The sequence below is a fragment of the Streptomyces sp. HUAS CB01 genome (assembly GCF_030406905.1).
Taxonomy (GTDB): Bacteria; Actinomycetota; Actinomycetes; order Streptomycetales; family Streptomycetaceae; genus Streptomyces; species Streptomyces chengbuensis.
Genome location: NZ_CP129137.1, coordinates 5,931,079 through 5,949,833, shown reverse-complemented (window position 1 = coordinate 5,949,833; position 18,755 = coordinate 5,931,079). Strand labels below are relative to the sequence as shown.

Below are 18,755 nucleotides of genomic sequence, written 5' to 3'. Positions count from 1 at the left end.
GATGGCCCCCGTTGTGTCTTTCGTGGGCCTGCGGCCGGGCAGTGCCACGACCTCGTCCCGCCCGGGGGCCCGGTCCTGCTCAGGCAGCCGGAAGACGGCGTAGGCCTCTGCTCGGTGCGGTGCGTCGCGCACGGCAGGAGCCGCACGTCCGCGCCGGGTGCCGTCGGTGCGTCCCGTCCTGGGAGGCCCGACCGCGGGGTGAAGCAGTCGCCCGGCTCGATGGTGGAACGTGGTCCACCCGGGCTGACGACCTCACCGTCCGCACCTCGGGCAGGAGGCGTCCGCAGGGAAATCCTCGGCAACCCGGCTGCATCGGCGCCGTCAGACCCCTGACCAGCGCAACCCCACGCCTGACACACCATCAGGACGATGGTCGAATGAGCGTCACGAGCGTCATTCCAGCGTCAAGATGCCGCCCGTAACACCCACAACGCACATAATGCGCACGCGTAAAACCGCAGTTCAGGATCCCTTTGCGGCCGGTTCGAGGATGGCGACGCACTCCACGTGGTGCGTCATCGGAAACAGGTCGAACGCCCGCAGCGTCCGCGGCCGGTAGCCGTTCTCGCGGAAGTACGCCAAGTCCCGTGCCAGGGCCGCCGGGTCGCAGGCGACGTACGCGATGCGGCGGGCGCCGAGGCCCGAGACGTACTCGACGGTGGAGCGGCCGGCGCCCGCGCGGGGCGGGTCGAGGACGACGAGGTCGGCCTCGGTGATGCCGGTGCGGGGCAGGACGGACTCGACCTTGCCGTGTTCGATGCGGACCCGCGGCAGGTCCTGGAGGTTGTGGCGGGCGTCCTCCACCGCGCGCTTGCCGGACTCGATGCCGAGCACCGCGCCCTTCTCGCCGACGCGTTGGGCGATGGCGCCCGCGAACAGGCCGACGCCGCAGTAGAGATCGAGCGCGGTGTCGCCCTTGCGCGGCAGGAGTCCCTGCATCACGGCCTCGACGAGCGTCTGGGCCGCCTTCGGGTGGACCTGCCAGAAGCCGCCCATGCCGACACGGTACGTGCGGTCGTCGGCGCGCTCGCGGACGAAGGGGCGGCCGTGGACGCGGTGGACGCTTCCGTCGCCCTCGTGGACGCGCAGGACGGAGACCGGCCTGTCGAGTTCCACGATCGGGAGCCGGGCGCCGGGTCGCGGGGTGAGGACCACCTGGCGGTCCTGGGACCCCGTCGCGGCGATGGCCTCGATCGAGGCCATGCCCTCCCAGTTCCGCTTCTCGATGCCGAGTTCGGAGACGCCGGGCGCCGCGATCATGCAGTGCTCGACCGGTTCCACCTCGTGGGAGCGGTGCCTGCGCAGCCCCGCCCGGCCCTCCGTGTCGACGGCGTACTGCACCCGCGTCCGCCAGGCCGGGACCTCGCCCGCGGGCAGCTTGTCGCCCTCCGCCGGCATGACGGTGCCGTCCCAGCCGGCCTCCTCCGGGGTGAGGCCGGCGAGCCGCTTCAGCTGCTCCGCGACGACCTCGCCCTTGAAGCGCCGCTGCGCGCCCGGCTTGGCGTGCTGCCAGTCGCAGCCACCGCAGCGTCCGGGCCCCGCGTACGGGCACGGCGCCTCGATGCGGTCCTTCGACGCCTCCAGGACGCGCACGGCGTCGGCTCGCAGATAGCGGGAGCCCTCCTCGCCCTCGGTGACGCGGGCGAGGACCTTCTCGCCGGGGAGCGCGTGCCGGACGAAGAGGACCCGGCCGGCGTCGGTACGGGCGATGCAGTGCCCGCCGTGCGCGACGGGGCCGACCTCGACCTCGTACTCCTCCCCGACGAGCGAGGCATCGGAAGCGTTCGGCATGGCGGGGTGACTCCAGGGATACGAGAGGGGGCTGTCGTCCGTCCGCGGACGACAGCCCCCCAGTCTACGTGGGCGGGAGGGTGCCCCGGCCCGTGCCGCCGGTACCCGGTCCCTCCGCCCGGTGGGTCAGCTCCTGCTGCTGGGCTCCTTGCCCCGCTCGTTCACTGGTCCGCGGCGCACGGATCCGGGCGCGCTCCACTCCTGCCGCCTCCTGGCCCGCTTCTTCGCCAGCTCGGAGGACTGGAGCTGGTAGGGCACGGAGGTGACCATGACGCCCGGGGTGAACAGCAGCCGGCCCTTGAGGCGCAGGGCGCTCTGGTTGTGCAGCAGGTGCTCCCACCAGTGGCCGACCACGTACTCGGGGATGATCACGCTGACGGCGTCGCGCGGACTCTCCCGCCGCAGGCTCTTGACGTACTCGATGATCGGCCGGGTGATCTCGCGGTAGGGCGAGTGGAGGATCTTCAGCGGGACGTTGATGCCGCGCCGGTCCCACTCCTCCTTGAGCGCCTTCGTCTCCGCGGGGTCGACGTCGATGCTGAGCGCCTCCAGTTTGTCGGAGCGCATGAGCTTGGCGTAGGCGAGGGCCCGCAGCGTAGGCCGGTGGACCTTGGAGACCAGCACGATGGAGTGGACCCGGGAGGGCCGCACGCTGTCGTCGGAGGGCTCGTCGGGTGCGGCGATCTCGTCCGACACCCGGTCGTAGTGGCGGCGGATCGCCGACATCGTCCCGTAGAAGATCACCATGCCCAGGAGCGCCACCCAGGCGCCGTGCGTGAACTTGGTGACGAGGACGACGACCAGGACGAGACCGGTGAAGAAGGCGCCGAAGGCGTTGATCGCCCGGGAGCGGATCATGTGGCGCCGTACGGCCGGGTCCCGCTCCGTCCTCAGATGACGGTTCCAGTGCCGGACCATGCCGGTCTGGCTGAGCGTGAAGGAGACGAAGACGCCGACGATGTAGAGCTGGATCAGCTTGGTGGAGTCGGCGTCGTAGATCCAGACCAGCAGCATGGCCGCGCCGGCGAGCAGCACGATGCCGTTGGAGAAGGCGAGCCGGTCGCCGCGGGTGTGCAGCTGTCGCGGCAGGTACCGGTCCTGCGCGAGGATCGAGCCGAGCAGCGGGAAGCCGTTGTACGCGGTGTTGGCCGCCAGGAAGAGGACGAGGGCGGTGGCCGCGGCGAGGAGCACGAAGAAGAACGAGTGCTCGCCGAAGACGGCCGCAGCCACCTGCGAGATCACCGGGTCCTGGACGTAGCCGGCGCCGACCGGCTGTCCGTCGCGGATGAGGTCGTGGGCGGGGTTCTCGGCCATCCGTACGTCGCTGGCCATGGCCAGGCCGATGATTCCGCAGAACATGGTGACCGCGAGCCCGCCCATGAGCAGCAGCGTCGTGGCGGCGTTCCGGCTCTTGGGCTTGCGGAAGGCGGGGACGCCGTTGCTGATGGCCTCGACGCCGGTGAGCGCGGCACAGCCGGAGGAGAAGGCGCGCAGCAGCAGGAACACCATGGCGAACCCGGCCAGGCCCTCCTGCTCCGGTTTGATCTCCAGGTCCGCGGTGGGGGCGCGCATGGTGTCGTCGAGGACGAGGCCCTTGAAGGCGCCCCAGGCGATCATGGTGAAGACGCCGAAGACGAAGACGTACGTCGGGATCGCGAAGAGCTTCCCGGACTCCCTCACACCGCGCAGGTTCATCAGCGTCAGCAGCAGGATTATGACGACGGCGCTGAGCACCTTGTGCTCGATCACGAAGTGGACCGCGGAGCCGAGGTTCTCCACTCCGGAGGAGATCGACACGGCCACGGTGAGGACGTAGTCGACGAGCAGGGCGCTGGCGACGGTGAGGCCGGCCCGCGGGCCGAGGTTGGTGTTCGCGACCTCGTAGTCGCCGCCGCCGCTCGGGTACGCGTGGACGTTCTGCCGGTACGAGGCGACGACGGTGAACATCAGGACCACGACCGCGGCCGCGATCCAGGGGCTGTACTGGTAGGCCGACACACCCGCGATCGAGAGGACGAGCAGCACCTCCCCGGGTGCGTACGCCACCGAGGACAGCGGGTCGGAGGCGAAGACGGGGAGTGCGATGCGCTTCGGCAGGAGCGTCTCGCCCAGCCTGTCGCTCCGCAGCGCCCGGCCGATCAGGATCCGTTTGGGCAGGTCGGTCAGTTTGGACACGGAGAGGATCGTAAGGGGTTCCTCTCGGCGGCGCCCACCCGTGGGGTCCTCCGCCACGAAATCGCCTCCCGGCGGCCACGCTGCGGCAACGGAGCGAGTACGCAGTGCCACGACATCCGGTGCCACCGCCGGTAGCGGCACCGCGGATGCGGGCAACGCGGGTGGTGCGGCATAAGCTCGTCTGGGGCGACAACCGCACACTGATGCCCCATCGTTGCCCGGCAGAGCCGAGAGAGAAGAGTGAGCAGGGTGTTTGCACAGGTCACCGTGATGACCAGGACTGCGGGGTAGATAGGTGCACATCGTGATCATGGGCTGCGGGCGCGTCGGAGCGGCGCTCGCGCAGACCCTGGAGCAACAGGGGCACACGGTCGCCGTCGTCGACCAGGACCCCACCGCCTTCCGTCGTCTGGGCTCCGGGTTCGGGGGGCGCCGGGTCACCGGCGTCGGGTTCGACCAGGACACGCTCCGCGAGGCGGGCATCGAGGAGGCCGGCGCGTTCGCGGCGGTCAGCAGCGGTGACAATTCCAACATCATCGCCGCGCGTGTCGCCCGTGAGATGTTCGGGATCGAGAACGTGGCGGCCCGCATCTACGACCCGCGGCGAGCCGAGGTCTACCAGCGGCTGGGCATTCCCACCGTGGCGACGGTCCGCTGGACCGCGGACCAGATGCTCCGCCGGCTGCTGCCCTCCGGGGCAGAGGAGCTGTGGCGGGACCCGAGCGGCGCCGTGCAGCTCGCCGAGGTGCACACCTCCCCGGCGTGGATCGGCCACAAGGTGAGCCGGCTGCAGGAGGAGACGGGTGTGCGGGTCGCGTTCCTCACCCGCCTGGGCGAGGCGGTCCTGCCGACCTCGCAGACCGTGCTGCAGGAAGGCGATCTGGTGCACGTGATGATGCGCACGGAGGAGATCGAGAAGGTCGAGGCGGCGTTCGCCCAGGGTCCCGAGGAGGGCGGTCACTGATGCGGGTCGCGATTGCCGGGGCCGGCGCGGTGGGGCGTTCCATCGCGGGCGAGCTGCTGGAGAACGGGCACGAGGTCCTTCTGATCGACAAGGCGCCCACCGCCATCTCCGTGGAGCGGGTGCCGCAGGCGGAGTGGCTGCTGGCCGACGCCTGTGAGATCACGTCGCTGGACGAGGCGGCGCTGCAGCGCTGCAACGTGGTGATCGCGGCCACGGGCGACGACAAGGTGAACCTGGTCGTCTCCCTGCTCGCGAAGACCGAGTACGGGGTGCCGCGCGTGGTGGCCCGGGTGAACAACCCCAAGAACGAGTGGCTGTTCAGCGAGTCGTGGGGCGTCGATGTCGCGGTGTCCACGCCTCGGTTGATGTCGGCGCTGGTCGAGGAGGCCGTGAGCGTCGGCGACCTGGTGCGACTGCTGCGTTTCAGCCACGGGGACGCGAACCTCGTGGAGCTGACCCTGCCGCCGGAGTCGGCGCTGGCCGGCACGCAGGTGGGCGATGTGGCGTGGCCCGAGGACACCTCGCTGGTGACGATCATCCGCGGTCCCCGGGTGCTCACCCCGCACAACGAGGAGACCCTGGAGCCGGGTGACGAACTCCTCTTCGTGGCCGCCCAGGCGCGTGAGGAGCAGCTGGAGGACCTGCTGTCGGTCCGCCGCGAGGACCCGACGACCACGGGCTGACACGCGGCGCGCACCGCGGTGGCCTCGACGCCGAATCGCCGGACGTGCCGGGTGTCCCGGTCCGTCCGGCGATTCGCTGTCTCCGGCCCTGCGGCACTGCCCGGGGTGTACGCCGGGCTGCCGGTGTGACGGCTGCGTGCTGAGCGGTTCGCCCGGCAGGCTACGCCTCGCCGCTCTCCCGGGCCGCGGCCGCCTTGCGGGCCTCCTCGGCGCGCTCCTGCTCCTCCATCTCGGCGAAGACGTCGATCGGCGGCGGAGCCTTGGCCAGGAAGACCCAGGTCAGATAGACCGCCAGCAGGAACGGCGGGATCTTGAGCGTGACCAGCACCCAGCCCAGCTGGGCCGTGTCGGCCCACCAGTAGAGCGGGAAGAGGATCGCGCACTTGGCGAGCAGGATCAGGCCCCAGGCCCAGCTGGCCTTGGCGTAGGCCTTCTTGCGGCCGGGGTTGCGGGTGCGCCAGGAGAGGTTCTCCTTGAAGACCGGTCCCAGGATGAGACCGATCAGGGGGACGCCCGCCAGGGTCGTGATGATGTACGCGAGGGCGAGGCCGAGTGTGTACAGCATGCCCGGCAGGTAGAAGTCCTTCGCGTTGCCGGTCATCATCGCGAAGACCACACCGAAGGCGACGCCGAAGACGCCGCTGAAGGCGTGCTTCACGGTGTCCCGGCGGACGAGCCGGACGGCGACGAGCACCAGGGACAGCCCGAGGGCCGCGATGGCCGAGAGGTGCAGGTCCTTGTTGATCGTGTAGATCGTGACGAAGATCAGTCCGGGCAGGACCGTCTCGACCGTGCCCCGGATGCCGCCGAAGGCCTCGAACAGGGCCGCCTCGGTCACGGCCTTGGCGTGCCGGCCGTGGCCGTCGTCCTGTTCCTGCGTGTTCGGCTTGTCGAGGGACGTCACCGGCTACTCCTGTCCGAGCGGTCGGAGCTCGTATTTGGGATTGAACAGCACCCGCCGGCCGTGGCTCATGGAGATCCGGCCGGAGGCGATCATCTTGCGGCCCGGTTCGATGCCCACGATGGAGCGCCGGCCCAGCCACACCACGTCCAGGGCGGCGGAGCCGTCGAAGAGCTCAGCCTCCAGGGCCGGGACACCGGCCCGCGGACGCAGGGTGACCGTGCGCAAGGTACCAGTCACCTTCACGATCTGCCGGTCGCCGCAGTCGCAGATCGGCGTGCAACCCGATGCCTGCGCGTCCTCCTTGAGCTCCGCGGACTCGAGTTCCTGCTGGGAGCTGGACAGACGGTCGAGCATCCGCCGGAAGCGGCCTGCCGGCTTCTCGGCGTTCCCGGATCGAGGTACAGCACTCATGGTGAAAGCGTACCGGGACGATGTACGGGCACCGTCAAGAGCCGAGCGGTACGGATCAGCCGGACCGGCGGCCCCGGCCGCCGCCGGGCGCGGCCCGGCCGGTCGCGGCCCGGCCGGTCGCGGCCCGGCCGGTCGCGGGCAGCGGCGCGCGCCCGCCGGTGCCTCAGCGTTCGAAGCGGTAGCCCATGCCCGGCTCGGTGACGAAGTGCCTGGGGTGCGAGGGATCGGCCTCCAGCTTGCGGCGCAGCTGGGCCATGTAGACCCGCAGATAGTTGGTCTCCGTGCCGTACGAGGGCCCCCACACCTCCTGGAGCAGCTGCTTCTGGCTGACCAGACGGCCGGTGTTGCGGACGAGGACCTCCAGGAGGTGCCACTCGGTCGGGGTGAGCCGGACGTCCTTGCCGTCCCGGTTGACCTTCTTCGCAGCGAGGTCGACGGTGAAGCCCTCGGTCTCGACGATCACGATCTCGTCGTCGTCCCCGCCGGCCGGCTCGGCACGGCGCACGGCGGCCCGCAGACGGGCCAGCAGCTCGTCCATGCCGAACGGCTTGGTGACGTAGTCGTCGGCGCCGGCGTCCAGGGCCTCGACCTTCTCGTCGGAGGTGTGCCGGGCGGAGAGGACCAGGATCGGCACACGGGTCCAGCCGCGCAGGCCCTTGATCACCTCGACGCCGTCCATGTCGGGCAGCCCGAGGTCCAGGACGACGACGTCGGGATGGCGCGCCGCGGCGAGCTGCAGTGCCGTCGCGCCGTCGGGGGCGGCGTCGACCTCGTACTTGCGCGCCTTCAGGTTGATCACGAGGGCGCGTACGATCTGCGGCTCGTCGTCGACCACGAGCACTCGGGTCATGAGTGCCTTCCTTCCGTCTCTCGTCCGTTCGTCGGGGTGGTGTGCGGGGTCACCCGGTGACCCGGGCGGGGACCTCGAGGTCCGGCGCGGTGGCGCCGGGCGCCGTCTGGAGGGTGAGGACCATCGTCAGCCCGCCGCCGGGGGTGTCCTCCGCGGCCAGCGTGCCGCCCATCGCCTCGACGAAGCCGCGGGCCACGGCCAGGCCGAGCCCGACCCCCGCCCCGCGCGGCGCGTCGCCGTAGCGCTGGAAAGGCTCGAAGATGCGGTCCTTGGCGTCGTCCGGGACACCGCGGCCGCGGTCCACGACCCGTACCTCGACCCGGCCGCCGTGGGCGCTGGCGGAGACCACGACGGGGACGGCGTCGGGGCTGTACTTGACGGCGTTCTCGACGATGTTGGCGACGGCCCGCTCCAGCAGGCCCTTGTCCATGCGGACCATCGGCAGGGTCTCGGGGATGTCCAGCTCGACGCTGCCCTCCGGGACGCCGACGAGGGCCATGGGGACGACCTCGTCGAGGTCGATGCCGCGGATGAGGGGGGTGACGGTGCCGGTCTGGAGGCGGGACATGTCGAGCAGATTGCCCACGAGATGGTCCAGCCGGTCGGCGCCCGCCTCGATGCCCTCGAGGAGTTCGGCCCGGTCCTCCTCGGACCACTCGACGTCGTCGGAGCGCAGCGACGAGACGGCCGCCTTGATGCCGGCGAGCGGGGTGCGCAGATCGTGGCTGACGGCGGCGAGGAGCGCGGTGCGGATGCGGTTGCCCTCGGCGAGTTTGCGGCCCTCCTCCGCACGGTGGACGAGCCGCTGCCGCTCGAGGACGACGGCGGCCTGGGCGGCGAAGGCGCCGAGGACGCGGCGGTCCTCGGCGGGCAGGACGCGGCCGGACAGCGCCAGGGCCATGTTCTCCCCCACGGGCATGTCCACGTCGGCGTCCTCGGGACGGGCGACGGGCCGCGGTCCGACACTGCCCGCACAGGTCCAGGGGTCGACGTCGCTCAGGCGTTCCAGCAGGGCCACGGACTCCATGCCGAAGGTCTCACGCACCCGCTCCAGCAGGGCGTCGAGGGCCGTCTCGCCGCGCAGCACGCTGCCCGCGAGGAACGACAGGATCTCGGACTCGGCGCGCAGCCGGGCCGCCTGCTGGGTCCGCCGGGCGGCGAGGTCGACGACCGACGCGACGGCGACGGCGACCCAGAAGAAGACGGCGATGGCGACGATGTTCTTCGGGTCGGAGATGGTGAACCGGTGCAGCGGCGGCGCGAAGTAGTAGTTCAGCAGCAGGGAGCCGAAGGCTGCGGACGCGAGGGCCGGCAGCAGACCGCCGAGGAGCGCCGCGGTCACGGTCAGCGACAGGAACAGCAGCATGTCGTTGGCCAGGCCGAGGTCCGCGTCGATGTGCGTCAGCAGCAGGGACAGCAGCACCGGGCCGGCGACGCCGACCAGCCAGCCGGCGAGGATCCGCGAGCGGCCGAGCCGCGCGCCGCGGGCCACGGGCAGTCCGCGGCCCTTGGCGGCCTCCTCGTGGGTGACGATGTGGACGTCCAGGTCGGGCCCTGACTCCCGGGCGACGGTGGCGCCCACGCCGGGCCCGAGGATGTACTGCCAGCTCTTGCGGCGCGAGGAGCCGAGGACGATCTGCGTGGCGTTGACCCCGCGCGCGAACTCCAGCAGCGCGGAGGGGATGTCGTCGCCGACGACGTGGTGGAAGGTGCCGCCGAGGTCCTCGACGAGCGTGCGCTGGAGCACCAGCTCCTTGGGCGAGGCGGAAGTGAGTCCGTCGCTGCGGGCGATGTAGACGGCCAGCACCTCCCCGCCCGCGCCCTTCTCGGCGAGACGGGCGGCGCGACGGATCAGGGTGCGCCCCTCGGGGCCGCCGGTGAGGCCCACGACGATGCGCTCGCGGGCCTGCCAGGTCGAGCGGATGTTGTGCTCGCCGCGGTACTGCTGGAGGTATTCGTCGACCCGGTCGGCGACCCACAGCAGGGCGAGCTCGCGCAGGGCGGTGAGATTGCCCGGGCGGAAGTAGTTGGACAGTGCCGCGTCGACCTTGTCGGGCTTGTAGACGTTGCCGTGCGCCATGCGGCGGCGCAGGGCCTGGGGCGACATGTCGACCAGCTCGATCTGGTCGGCACGGCGGACGACCTCGTCGGGGACGGTCTCCCGCTGGCGCACGCCGGTTATCGACTCGACGACGTCGCCGAGTGACTCCAGGTGCTGGATGTTGACGGTCGAGATCACGTCGATGCCGGCGGCGAGGAGCTCCTCGACGTCCTGCCAGCGCTTGGTGTGGCGCGAGCCCGGCACGTTGGTGTGGGCCAGTTCGTCCACGAGCGCGACGGCGGGCCGGCGGGCCAGGACGGCGTCCACGTCCATCTCGGTGAAGACGGCGTCCCGGTAGGCGAGCTCGCGGCGGGGAATCTGCTCCAGGCCGTGCAGCATGACCTCGGTCCGCGGCCGGTCGTGGTGCTCCACGAAGCCGACGACGCAGTCCGTGCCCCGCTCGACGCGCCGGTGCGCCTCGGAGAGCATCGCGTAGGTCTTGCCCACGCCCGGTGCGGCCCCGAGATAGATGCGTAGCTTGCCGCGCGCCATGGCCTCATTGTCCTTCACCGGCAGCCGGGCACCGGCTGCTGCGCCCGCCGTGGACGCCCTGTCGAAGCTACATCCAGGAAATCGGACAGATCGGACCGCCGGCTCTGCCAGGGGGCGTATTGACGCGATTCTGATGCGCCCGGGTCCCCTGGTCGGGAGCGCACGGCGGCTCGGTGGCGGCTCCGCCGGTCAGGACCGCACGGCGGCTCGGTCCTCGGTGATCTCGCCGTCGCTCAGGGCCAGCACCCGGTCGGCGAGGCCCAGCAGCTGGGCGTCGTGCGTGGCGACGAGGGCCGTGACGCCCTCGCTGCGGACGACCGCGCGCAGCAGCTCCATCACGGCGAGGCCGGTCTCGGCGTCCAGCTGCCCGGTGGGCTCGTCGGCGATCAGCAGCGCCGGACGGTTGGCGAGGGCGCGGGCGACGGCGACCCGCTGCTGCTGGCCACCGGACAGCTCGCCCGGGCGCTGCGCCGCCTGGTCGGCGAGGCCGACGAGCGAGAGCAGCAGTCCGACGCGCTCCTCCCGCTCGCGCGGTTCGGTGCCGCGCAGCCGCATCGGCACCCCGACGTTCTCGGCGGCGGTGAGGATGGGGATCAGCCCGAAGGACTGGAAGACGAAGCCGATACGGTCGCGCCGCAGCGCCAGCAGGCCGTCCTCGCCGAGTCCCGACAGGTCCGTGCCGTCGACGGTGATCGTGCCCCGGTCCGGGCTGTCGAGCCCGCCGACCAGATTGAGCAGCGTGGTCTTGCCCGAGCCGGACCGGCCCCTCAGAGCGACCAGCTCACCGCGCGGGACCTCGAACGACACCCCGCGCAGGGCGTGGACGGCGGCGGCCCCGGTGCCGTACGAGCGGTGCAGATCCTCGACGCGCACCATCGGCCTGTCGGCCATGCGGTTCCCTCCCCGTCGCCTCACCGGCCCCGCCGGTCCCCTGCGTCCCCGGCTCCCCCGCCGCCCGGGACGACCGATCAGTATCAGCGGGAACGGCCCCGGGGAGCAAGGAGGTTGAACGGCGGATGGGCCGCACCCCGCCTCGGGGTGCGGCCCACCGCACGGTCCACGGCCGTCGCCGTGGGGTGTCCGCGTCAGCGCACCTCGGTGATCTCCGGGCCGCGCTGCAGCTGTCCCATGCCGCCGGAGAAGCGCGACGTCTCCTGCTCCTCCTGCTGGACGCCCTCGGGCACCATCTGCGCGTCGTTCGGCAGCTTCAGGACGATCGGGTCGCGGGGAGCCATCGGTCCCTCGCCGCGGACGACGACCGTGTCCCGGAAGATCTGCTCCAGCAGGCCCGCGGCCTGTGGCTGCACGGCTCCCTGGCCGGAGATCACTCCGCGCAGGAACCAGCGCGGTCCGTCCACGCCGACGAAGCGCACCAGCTGCACGCCGCCGGTGCCGTCGGGCAGCTGGACCGGGACCTGGGCCCGCAGCTCCCAGCCGAGGGAGCCCTCGACCTCGTCGATGATGCCGCCCTGCTGGGTGATGCCGGAGGCGATCTCCTCCCGGACCTCGCCCCAGATGCCTTCCTTCTTGGGCGCTGCGAAGGCCTGCAGCTGGATCGCGCTGTCGCGCAGCACGATCGTGGCCGCCACGATCGCGTCGCCCGCGACCTCCACGCGCAGCTCCATGCCCTCGACCCCGGGCACGTACAGACCACCCAGGTCCACGCGGCCCTCCTCGGGCCGGGAGACCTCGGAGACGTCCCAGGGGCCGTCGGGCCGCGGCGCCGGCGGAAGGTTCACCCGGCGGGGCTCGTCCTGCTCCGCCGCGTCGTCCGTGTCGAGCTCGTCGACGACCTGCTCGGCCTCGCCCGCCACGTCCGCTGTCTCCCCAGCGGGACTGCTCTTCTTGCGACGTCCGAACACGTCACTGTCCTTCCCGGTCGGATACGACCGAAGCGTATCGATTCCCACCCTGTGAGCCGCCCGGTCCGTCCACGGCGGCATGACCGCCGGTGGACCCGAAGCCCCCCTCGGCCCGCGCCGAGCCGGGAAGCTCCGCCACCTCGTGGAAGCGCACCTTCTCGACCTGCTGGACGACCAGTTGAGCAATCCGGTCGAACCGCTCGAACCGCACGCTCTCGCGCGGGTCCAGATTGACCACGATCACCTTGATCTCCCCACGGTACCCGGCATCCACCGTCCCCGGGGCATTCACGAGCGCCAGTCCGCAGCGGGCCGCCAGACCGGACCTCGGGTGCACGAAGGCCGCGTACCCGTCCGGGAGTGCGATCGACACCCCGGTCGGCAGGACGGTGCGCTCCCCGGGCGCCAGCTCGGCGGCCCGGGTGGTCACCAGATCGACACCCGCATCGCCCGGATGTCCGTATTGCGGAATCGGTACCTCCGGGTCCACGCGCCGGATGAGTACGTCGACGGGATTGCGCATCAGGGGTTCACCTCGAAGGCGCGGGCGCGCCTGACCTGGTCGGGGTCGGCCATGGCCGCCTGGATCTCCTCCGGGCGGCCGTTGTCGATGAAGTGGTCGACCTTGACTTCGATGAAGAGGGCCTCGGCGCGGACGGCCACGGGTCCCTCCGGGCCGCCGATCCGTCCCGTGGCCCGGGAGTAGATCTTGCGGCCGGCGACCGCGGTGACCTCGGCCTCGAGGAACAGCACCGTGTCCACGGGCACGGGACGGACGAAGTCGGTCTCCAGCCGTCCGGTCACCGCGATCACCCGCAGCAGCCAGTTGAGCGAGCCGAGCGTCTCGTCGAGCGCGGTGGCCAGGACGCCGCCGTGGGCGAGGCCGGGCGCCCCCTGGTGAGCGGGGGTCACGGTGAACTCGGCGGTGAGACTGACGCCCTCGCCCGCCCGTGCCTCCAGGTGCAGCCCGTGGGGCTGTCCGCCACCGCAGCCGAAGCAGTGCTCGTAGTGCGCGCCGAGGAGCTCACCGGGAGCGGGCGCGTCGGGGTGCCGGACCGGCGCCGCGGCGTCGTCGGGAGGGGTCAGTGCAGTACTCACAGGCGCAGACCTTACCCGCGGGGCAACCTGCTGGTCGCACCGTGCCAAGCTTGGGTTCATGCAGCCCTCCGCCACACCGTCCGGCTCCCCCGCGGCACCCCGTTACGACGAGCGTCTCACCGCCCCCCGCTCCTGGTGGCTGATCACCGTTCTGGTGGCGGTCTCGGGCGGCCTGGTCCTCCTTCCGCTGGGTCCGGTGCCCATGCTGGGCGGCCTGATCGCGGCGGGCGCGCTCGCGGCGGCCGGTGTCAGCTCGTACGGGTCCGCCCGGATCCGGGTGGTGGCGGACTCGCTGGTGGCGGGCGACGCCCGGATCCCCGTCCCGGCGCTCGGCGAGCCCGAGGCCCTGGAGGCCGAGGAGGCGCGGGCCTGGCGTTCCCACAAGGCGGATCCGCGCGCCTTCATGCTGCTGCGCAGCTACGTGCCGACGGCGGTTCGGGTGCCGGTCACGGACCCGGAGGACCCGACGCCGTACCTGTACCTGTCGACCCGGGACCCGCAGGGCCTGATCGCGGCGCTCCGATCCGCCGGGGAGCACTGAGGCCGGCGGACGGGCGGGCCCGACACGGTCCGGGCTGCTCCTTCGGCGCCCCGGACGGACGACCCGGCCCCGCAGCGTCCGACCGCCCGACCCGACCCGCCGGGCAGCACTGAAGCCCCGCGCAAAGCGGCCGACAGGTCCGGCGCGGTCCGGGCCGTGGGCCCGGGGCCCCGGGACGGGCAGGCCCGGCCCCGCAGCGTCCGACCGTCCACGACCCGGGCTGCTCAGGCAGGACTGAAGCCCGGCGCACGGGGAGGCCGCAACCCGGACGGGGCATGAGGGAGCCTGCCCGGCAGGCCGCGCGGCTCCTCGGCGGCGCGCCCCGGGGCTGCCGCCGCCCTCGCCCTGGTCCTCCCTGGGTGACGGCTCGTCCCACCGCCTCCAAGGGCAGCCGCAGCACCACCTCGGCCGCAGGACGGAGGGGGTGGTCCGGGGTCGCCGCCCGGCACGGGCCCGCGGGGTCCGGTCCCCGCGCCCCGAACCGTCAGGCACCGCGCTGACGCCCGACGCAAGCGGCCGACAGGCCCGGCGCGGTCCGGCCCGTGGGGCCGGCGCCCCGGAGGGGGGCACGAGGGGCCGTGCCGGGCAGGCCGGGTCAGGTGGGCGCGGACGGCCGTCCGCAGGCGGCAGCGGGCCCCACACGCCCGTGCAGGGGTGCCCACAGGCGGGCACCGGCGGAGTCACTGGTCGAGTTCGCGTCGGAGTTCGACGGGAATGGTGTGCGGCAGCTCGTCGGGCTGGTCCAGCCGGGGCTGCGGGGGCAGCGCGTCCCAGGGGACCTGCCGGGCACGCAGGTCCTTGCGGATGCGCTCGGCGAGCTTCCTGGTGTCGCGCCGGTTCATCACGGCGCCCACGGCCGCGCCGATCATGAACGGCATCAGGTTCGGCAGATTGCGGACCGTGCGCTTCATGATCTGCTGCCGGAGCTCGCGCTTCATCTGACCGCCCAGGGCGGCGTTGATCGTCGCCGGTTTGGACACGTCGATGCCGCGCTCCTCCGACCAGCTGGCGAGGTACGCGGTGGACCGCTCCTTGAGATTGCCGGGCGGGCGCCGGCCGTAGACCTCGTGCAGCTCGGCGATGAGCTTCAGCTCGATCGCGGCGACGCCGATGATCTCCGTCGCCAGCTCGGCCGGCAGCGCGGGCGGCACCGGCATCATGGCCGCGGCGCCGATCCCGGCGCCCACGGTCGACGTGCCGTTGGCCGCGCCCGCGATCAGTTTGTCCGCGATCTGGTCCGGGCCGAGGCCCGGGAACTGCGCCCGCAGGGTGGTGAGATCGCGGACGGGAATCCGCGGGGCGTACTCGATGAGCCGGTCGGCGACGAAGCCCAGCGCGACCTTCGCGGCCTCGCCGCTCTTGCGCACGCCGGTCCTGGCGGCCGCGCCGCTCCTGCGGACGCCCTCCTTGACCGCGTCCAGGCGCCGGGTCCTGGACGGGGCACCCGACCCGGGTGCGGCCTCGAGCGAGGCCGGCCGGCCCCGCTCGTCGTCACGCGCACCGGCGGAGGGCAGCCGGGCAGCGTCCTCCTGCCCGTCCGACGGCTTCTCGCCGTCCCACGGGCCGGTACCGCCCGGATGTGCGTCCGGGGGACCTTTCCGGCGGAAGCGGCGCTTCGCCGGCCGGTCCGCCGGTCCGTCACCTGCCACGGCCGACCGGACCTCAGTCGCAGTCGCGGCAGATCGGCTGGCCGTTCTTCTCGCGGGCCAGCTGGCTGCGGTGGTGGACCAGGAAGCAGCTCATGCAGGTGAACTCGTCCGCCTGCTTGGGCAGCACCCGGACGGCCAGCTCCTCGTTCGAGAGGTCCGCACCGGGCAGCTCCAGGCCCTCTGCGGCCTCGAACTCGTCGACGTCGACCGTGGAGGTCGTCTTGTCGTTCCGGCGCGCCTTCAGCTCTTCGAGGCTGTCGGAATCGATGTCGTCGTCGGTCTTGCGTGGGGTGTCGTAATCCGTAGCCATGTCGCTCTCCCCCTCTGGGTGTTTGCGGTGTCTCCAGCGCACGTAACGCGTGAGAGGCCGGACTTGTGCCCGACCTGAGGCGGAGATTTTGCCTCACATCAAGGTCTGTTACTCAATCGACACCCAACCCGACCCCTCAAGGGTGATCAGCTTGGATGGCGATCAGGACCGTACACGGTCCTAATGTCGCACTTCACGGGCGCCACCCCGTGTACTTCCCGTCATTCCGACCCCCGGAAACCCGGACGTTCCCGGCGTTCCACAGGATCTTTGACGACGGAGAGTACAGGGCCGGAAATCCGCCCCTGTGATCGATCACACAGCGAACCTCCGGGTGTGAGTCCCGAAAATTCCGCGTAAAGCGAACACAAGCGTTTCCCTCGGTGGCCCTTCGGTGTCACCTGCGGTCCCGGGAGCGGGTCTCAGAGCGGCAGGGTGACGCGCATGACGAGGCCGCCGCCCTCGCGCGGCTCCGCGATGATACGGCCCCCGTGGGCCCTCGCGACGGACCGCGCGATCGACAGGCCAAGTCCCACCCCCTTGTCACTGCCGGTGCGCTCCTGGCGGAGCCGCCGGAATGGCTCGAAGAGGTTGTCGATCTCGTACGCGGGAACCACCGGTCCGGTGTTCGTCACCACCAGCACCGCCTGACCGTGCTGGACCTCGGTGGTGACCTCCACCCAGCCGCCGTCCGCGATGTTGTACCGCACCGCGTTCTGCACGAGGTTCAGGGCGATCCGCTCCAGCAGGACGCCGTTGCCCTGGACCGCGGCCGGCGCCCGTTCCCCGCGGATCTCGACGCCCTTGGCCTCGGCCTCCGCCCGCGTCTGGTCGACCGCGCGGCCGGCCACCTCGGCCAGGTCGACGGGCTTGCGCTCGACGATCTGGTTCTCGCTGCGGGCGAGCAGCAGCAGGCCCTCCACGAGCTGCTCGCTGCGCTCGTTGGTGGCGAGCAGGGTCCTGCCGAGCTGCTGGAGCTCGGCAGGGGCACCCGGGTCGGAGAGGTGCACCTCCAGCAGGGTCCGGTTGATCGCCAGCGGAGTGCGCAGCTCGTGCGAGGCGTTGGCGACGAACCGCTGCTGTGCGGAGAAGGCCCTCTCCAGCCGCTCCAGCATCTCGTCGAACGTGTCTGCGAGCTCCTTCAGCTCGTCGTCCGGGCCGTCCAGCTCGATCCGCCGCGAGAGGTCGGTACCGACGACCCGGCGCGCGGTGCGGGTGATCTTGCCGAGCGGGGACAGCACGCGGCCGGCCATGGCGTAGCCGAACGCGAACGCGATGACGCTCAGGCCGAGGAGCGCGAAGAGCGAGCGGGTCAGGAGCTCGTCGAGGGCGTGCTGCCGCTGCTCGGCGATGCACAGCTTCAGGGCCGCGTTCCGCTCGGCGTTGTCGACCAGCTCGTTGATGCGCGGGCAGGTGGGACTGGTGATCGTGACGTTCGCGCCCGGCGCGGCACCGACCTCGACGGACTGGCGGATGCCGTCGTGCAGCGCCTGGGCCGCCAGGAGGTAGATGATCGACAGCAGCAGGATGCCCGCGATCAGGAACATCCCGCCGTACAGCAGGGTGAGCCTTATGCGGATCGTGGGGCGCAGCAGGGGACCCACGGGCTCGCGTGGGTCCCAGGTCGGCTTGGGGGGCGCCGTGGGGGGTGCGGGTGCCGTCGCCACGGTCAGATCCGGTAGCCGGAGCCCGGGACGGTGACGATCACCGGGGGCTCGCCGAGCTTGCGGCGCAGGGTCATGACGGTGACCCGGACGACATTGGTGAACGGGTCCGTGTTCTCGTCCCAGGCCTTCTCGAGCAGCTGTTCCGCCGAGACGACCGCGCCCTCGCTGCGCATCAGGACCTCGAGCACGGCGAACTCCTTGGGGGCGAGCTGGATCTCCCGGCCCTCACGGAACACCTCGCGGCGGTTGGGGTCGAGCTTGATCCCGGCACGCTCCAGGACGGGCGGCAGCGGCACGGTGGTGCGCCGGCCCAGCGCGCGCACGCGAGCGATGAGCTCGGTGAACGCGAAGGGCTTGGGCAGGTAGTCGTCCGCCCCGAGCTCCAGGCCCTCCACGCGGTCGCTGACGTCGCCGGAGGCGGTCAGCATCAGCACACGGGTGGGCATGCCGAGTTCGACGATCTTGCGGCAGACGTCGTCGCCGTGGACGAAGGGGAGATCGCGGTCGAGGACGACCACGTCGTAGTCGTTGACCCCGATGCGTTCCAGGGCCGCGGCGCCGTCGTACACGACGTCGACCGCCATGGCCTCCCGGCGCAGTCCGGTGGCCACCGCATCGGCGAGCAGCTGCTCGTCCTCGACGACGAGTACGCGCACGAGGCTGGTCCTTCCTCTGTGACCTCCCCGTCCCGTGACCGGGCAGGTCGACGGTGACCCGGGCAGGTCGGTGGTCGAATGGTGGTTCGTTGTGTCTCCATCCTGCCCCTTACGCGCGTAAACCGGCCGTAAGACGGAGACGGGGCACCCCGGCGGCACCGGGAGTGCACCGGGAATTCACGCGGAACCCTGTGGAGTTGAGGTTTCCCTGAGGGTGGCCGTGGGGAGGACGACTGCACACCCCGCGATCACGCCATGTATGTGGCATGCCACACCCCGTCTCTCTGTCCCCCAGAGGGTGCGCGTGATCCACCACCCCGCCACCGACCCACGACGAGGGGGCGCGACCATGGACGCATTCACCGCAGGTCTTCTGCAGCGCATCAAGGCCACGGAGACCGACCTCACGCGGGCCCGCGAGGACGGCGACGACTTCCTGGCGGAGGTCGAGCAGGCCGAGCTGGACGACCTGCACCGTCTCGCGGCGGAGCACGGCGTGCAGTTCGGCGCCGTCAGCGCCTGACCCGCCCGTGAGGGCCCGGTGCCATGGGACGGCACCGGGCCCTCACGCATGCTCGGCCCCGTACGGGCACCGGTGAGG

18 protein-coding genes are annotated in these 18,755 nt (G+C 71.8%); 4 read left to right on the top strand and 14 right to left on the bottom strand.

All coding sequences use genetic code 11. The features are described 5' to 3' along the window. Positions 1-462: 462 nt before the first annotated feature. Both QRN89_RS26260 and QRN89_RS26255 read right to left on the bottom strand, forming a co-directional pair. Positions 463-1,791, bottom strand: a complete 1,329-nt coding sequence (locus QRN89_RS26260) for a class I SAM-dependent RNA methyltransferase (protein ID WP_290351831.1) — start codon at positions 1,789-1,791, stop codon at positions 463-465. A 126-nt stretch (positions 1,792-1,917) separates the two neighbouring features. After that, complete coding sequence (locus tag QRN89_RS26255) at positions 1,918-3,966, bottom strand: APC family permease (protein ID WP_290351830.1); 2,049 nt, start codon at positions 3,964-3,966, stop codon at positions 1,918-1,920. Positions 3,967-4,261: 295 nt separating this feature from the next. Here QRN89_RS26255 and QRN89_RS26250 point away from each other — a divergent pair, with 295 nt between their 5' ends. Both QRN89_RS26250 and QRN89_RS26245 read left to right on the top strand, forming a co-directional pair. Next, positions 4,262-4,930, top strand: a complete 669-nt coding sequence (locus QRN89_RS26250; protein WP_290351828.1) for a potassium channel family protein — start codon at positions 4,262-4,264, stop codon at positions 4,928-4,930. Further along, positions 4,930-5,613, top strand: coding sequence for a potassium channel family protein (locus tag QRN89_RS26245; protein ID WP_290351827.1), 684 nt, complete (start codon positions 4,930-4,932; stop codon positions 5,611-5,613). The genes QRN89_RS26250 and QRN89_RS26245 overlap by 1 nt, the downstream gene beginning before the upstream one ends. Positions 5,614-5,773: 160 nt before the next feature. Here the strand turns inward: QRN89_RS26245 and QRN89_RS26240 are convergent, their stop codons facing one another. From QRN89_RS26240 to QRN89_RS26205, 8 genes are all read right to left on the bottom strand, one after another. Further along, a complete protein-coding gene (locus QRN89_RS26240; RefSeq protein ID WP_290351826.1) occupies positions 5,774-6,517 on the bottom strand; it encodes a DUF3159 domain-containing protein in 744 nt (247 codons plus the stop codon). 3 nt (positions 6,518-6,520) lie between these two features. Beyond that, complete coding sequence (locus tag QRN89_RS26235; RefSeq protein WP_290351825.1) at positions 6,521-6,928, bottom strand: OB-fold nucleic acid binding domain-containing protein; 408 nt, start codon at positions 6,926-6,928, stop codon at positions 6,521-6,523. Between the two features lie 163 nt (positions 6,929-7,091). Continuing rightward, positions 7,092-7,778 (bottom strand): response regulator, encoded by a 687-nt coding sequence (locus QRN89_RS26230; protein WP_290351824.1) that lies wholly within the window; start codon positions 7,776-7,778, stop codon positions 7,092-7,094. Positions 7,779-7,827: 49 nt separating this feature from the next. Then, positions 7,828-10,371, bottom strand: coding sequence for an ATP-binding protein (locus tag QRN89_RS26225; protein ID WP_290351823.1), 2,544 nt, complete (start codon positions 10,369-10,371; stop codon positions 7,828-7,830). A 189-nt stretch (positions 10,372-10,560) separates the two neighbouring features. Further along, positions 10,561-11,262 (bottom strand): ABC transporter ATP-binding protein, encoded by a 702-nt coding sequence (locus QRN89_RS26220; protein WP_290351822.1) that lies wholly within the window; start codon positions 11,260-11,262, stop codon positions 10,561-10,563. A 194-nt stretch (positions 11,263-11,456) separates the two neighbouring features. Beyond that, positions 11,457-12,233 carry a DUF3710 domain-containing protein gene (locus QRN89_RS26215; RefSeq protein WP_290351821.1) on the bottom strand — a complete coding sequence of 259 codons (777 nt, stop codon included), beginning with the start codon at positions 12,231-12,233 and terminating at the stop codon, positions 11,457-11,459. A gap of 1 nt (position 12,234) precedes the next feature. Next, a complete protein-coding gene (gene dut, locus QRN89_RS26210) occupies positions 12,235-12,756 on the bottom strand; it encodes a dUTP diphosphatase (RefSeq protein WP_290351820.1) in 522 nt (173 codons plus the stop codon). Beyond that, positions 12,756-13,331, bottom strand: coding sequence for a PaaI family thioesterase (locus tag QRN89_RS26205; RefSeq protein ID WP_290351819.1), 576 nt, complete (start codon positions 13,329-13,331; stop codon positions 12,756-12,758). The genes dut and QRN89_RS26205 overlap by 1 nt, the downstream gene beginning before the upstream one ends. Before the next feature lie 58 nt (positions 13,332-13,389). Here QRN89_RS26205 and QRN89_RS26200 point away from each other — a divergent pair, with 58 nt between their 5' ends. Continuing rightward, positions 13,390-13,872, top strand: coding sequence for a DUF3093 domain-containing protein (locus QRN89_RS26200; protein ID WP_290351818.1), 483 nt, complete (start codon positions 13,390-13,392; stop codon positions 13,870-13,872). A gap of 680 nt (positions 13,873-14,552) precedes the next feature. Here QRN89_RS26200 and QRN89_RS26195 read toward each other — a convergent pair. The 4 genes from QRN89_RS26195 to QRN89_RS26180 all read right to left on the bottom strand — a co-directional run bounded on the left by QRN89_RS26195 (position 14,553) and on the right by QRN89_RS26180 (position 18,154). Beyond that, positions 14,553-15,521: a hypothetical protein gene (locus QRN89_RS26195; protein WP_290351817.1), complete on the bottom strand. Its 969-nt coding sequence runs from the start codon at positions 15,519-15,521 to the stop codon at positions 14,553-14,555. 13 nt (positions 15,522-15,534) lie between these two features. Continuing rightward, a complete protein-coding gene (locus QRN89_RS26190) occupies positions 15,535-15,831 on the bottom strand; it encodes a DUF4193 domain-containing protein (protein WP_017946571.1) in 297 nt (98 codons plus the stop codon). Between the two features lie 422 nt (positions 15,832-16,253). Next, entirely contained in the window at positions 16,254-17,498 is a 1,245-nt protein-coding gene (locus tag QRN89_RS26185) for a sensor histidine kinase (RefSeq protein ID WP_290351816.1), read from the bottom strand. A gap of 2 nt (positions 17,499-17,500) precedes the next feature. Then, the gene (locus tag QRN89_RS26180; RefSeq protein WP_290351815.1) at positions 17,501-18,154 is read right to left on the bottom strand and encodes a response regulator transcription factor; all 654 of its coding nucleotides are present in this window, start codon (positions 18,152-18,154) and stop codon (positions 17,501-17,503) included. Positions 18,155-18,503: 349 nt separating this feature from the next. Here QRN89_RS26180 and QRN89_RS26175 point away from each other — a divergent pair, with 349 nt between their 5' ends. Next, entirely contained in the window at positions 18,504-18,677 is a 174-nt protein-coding gene (locus tag QRN89_RS26175; RefSeq protein WP_290351814.1) for a hypothetical protein, read from the top strand. Positions 18,678-18,755: the final 78 nt, after the last annotated feature.

Bases quoted from the DNA above. Each gene is read 5' to 3' on its own strand.
- dut (WP_290351820.1), bottom strand. From the start codon at position 12,756: ATGCGCAATCCCGTCGACGTACTCATCCGGCGCGTGGACCCGGAGGTA.
- QRN89_RS26175 (WP_290351814.1), top strand. From the start codon at position 18,504: ATGGACGCATTCACCGCAGGTCTTCTGCAGCGCATCAAGGCCACGGAG.
- QRN89_RS26190 (WP_017946571.1), bottom strand. From the start codon at position 15,831: ATGGCTACGGATTACGACACCCCACGCAAGACCGACGACGACATCGAT.
- QRN89_RS26220 (WP_290351822.1), bottom strand. From the start codon at position 11,262: ATGGCCGACAGGCCGATGGTGCGCGTCGAGGATCTGCACCGCTCGTAC.
- QRN89_RS26235 (WP_290351825.1), bottom strand. From the start codon at position 6,928: ATGAGTGCTGTACCTCGATCCGGGAACGCCGAGAAGCCGGCAGGCCGC.
- QRN89_RS26245 (WP_290351827.1), top strand. From the start codon at position 4,930: ATGCGGGTCGCGATTGCCGGGGCCGGCGCGGTGGGGCGTTCCATCGCG.
- QRN89_RS26230 (WP_290351824.1), bottom strand. From the start codon at position 7,778: ATGACCCGAGTGCTCGTGGTCGACGACGAGCCGCAGATCGTACGCGCC.
- QRN89_RS26260 (WP_290351831.1), bottom strand. From the start codon at position 1,791: ATGCCGAACGCTTCCGATGCCTCGCTCGTCGGGGAGGAGTACGAGGTC.
- QRN89_RS26225 (WP_290351823.1), bottom strand. From the start codon at position 10,371: ATGGCGCGCGGCAAGCTACGCATCTATCTCGGGGCCGCACCGGGCGTG.
- QRN89_RS26200 (WP_290351818.1), top strand. From the start codon at position 13,390: ATGCAGCCCTCCGCCACACCGTCCGGCTCCCCCGCGGCACCCCGTTAC.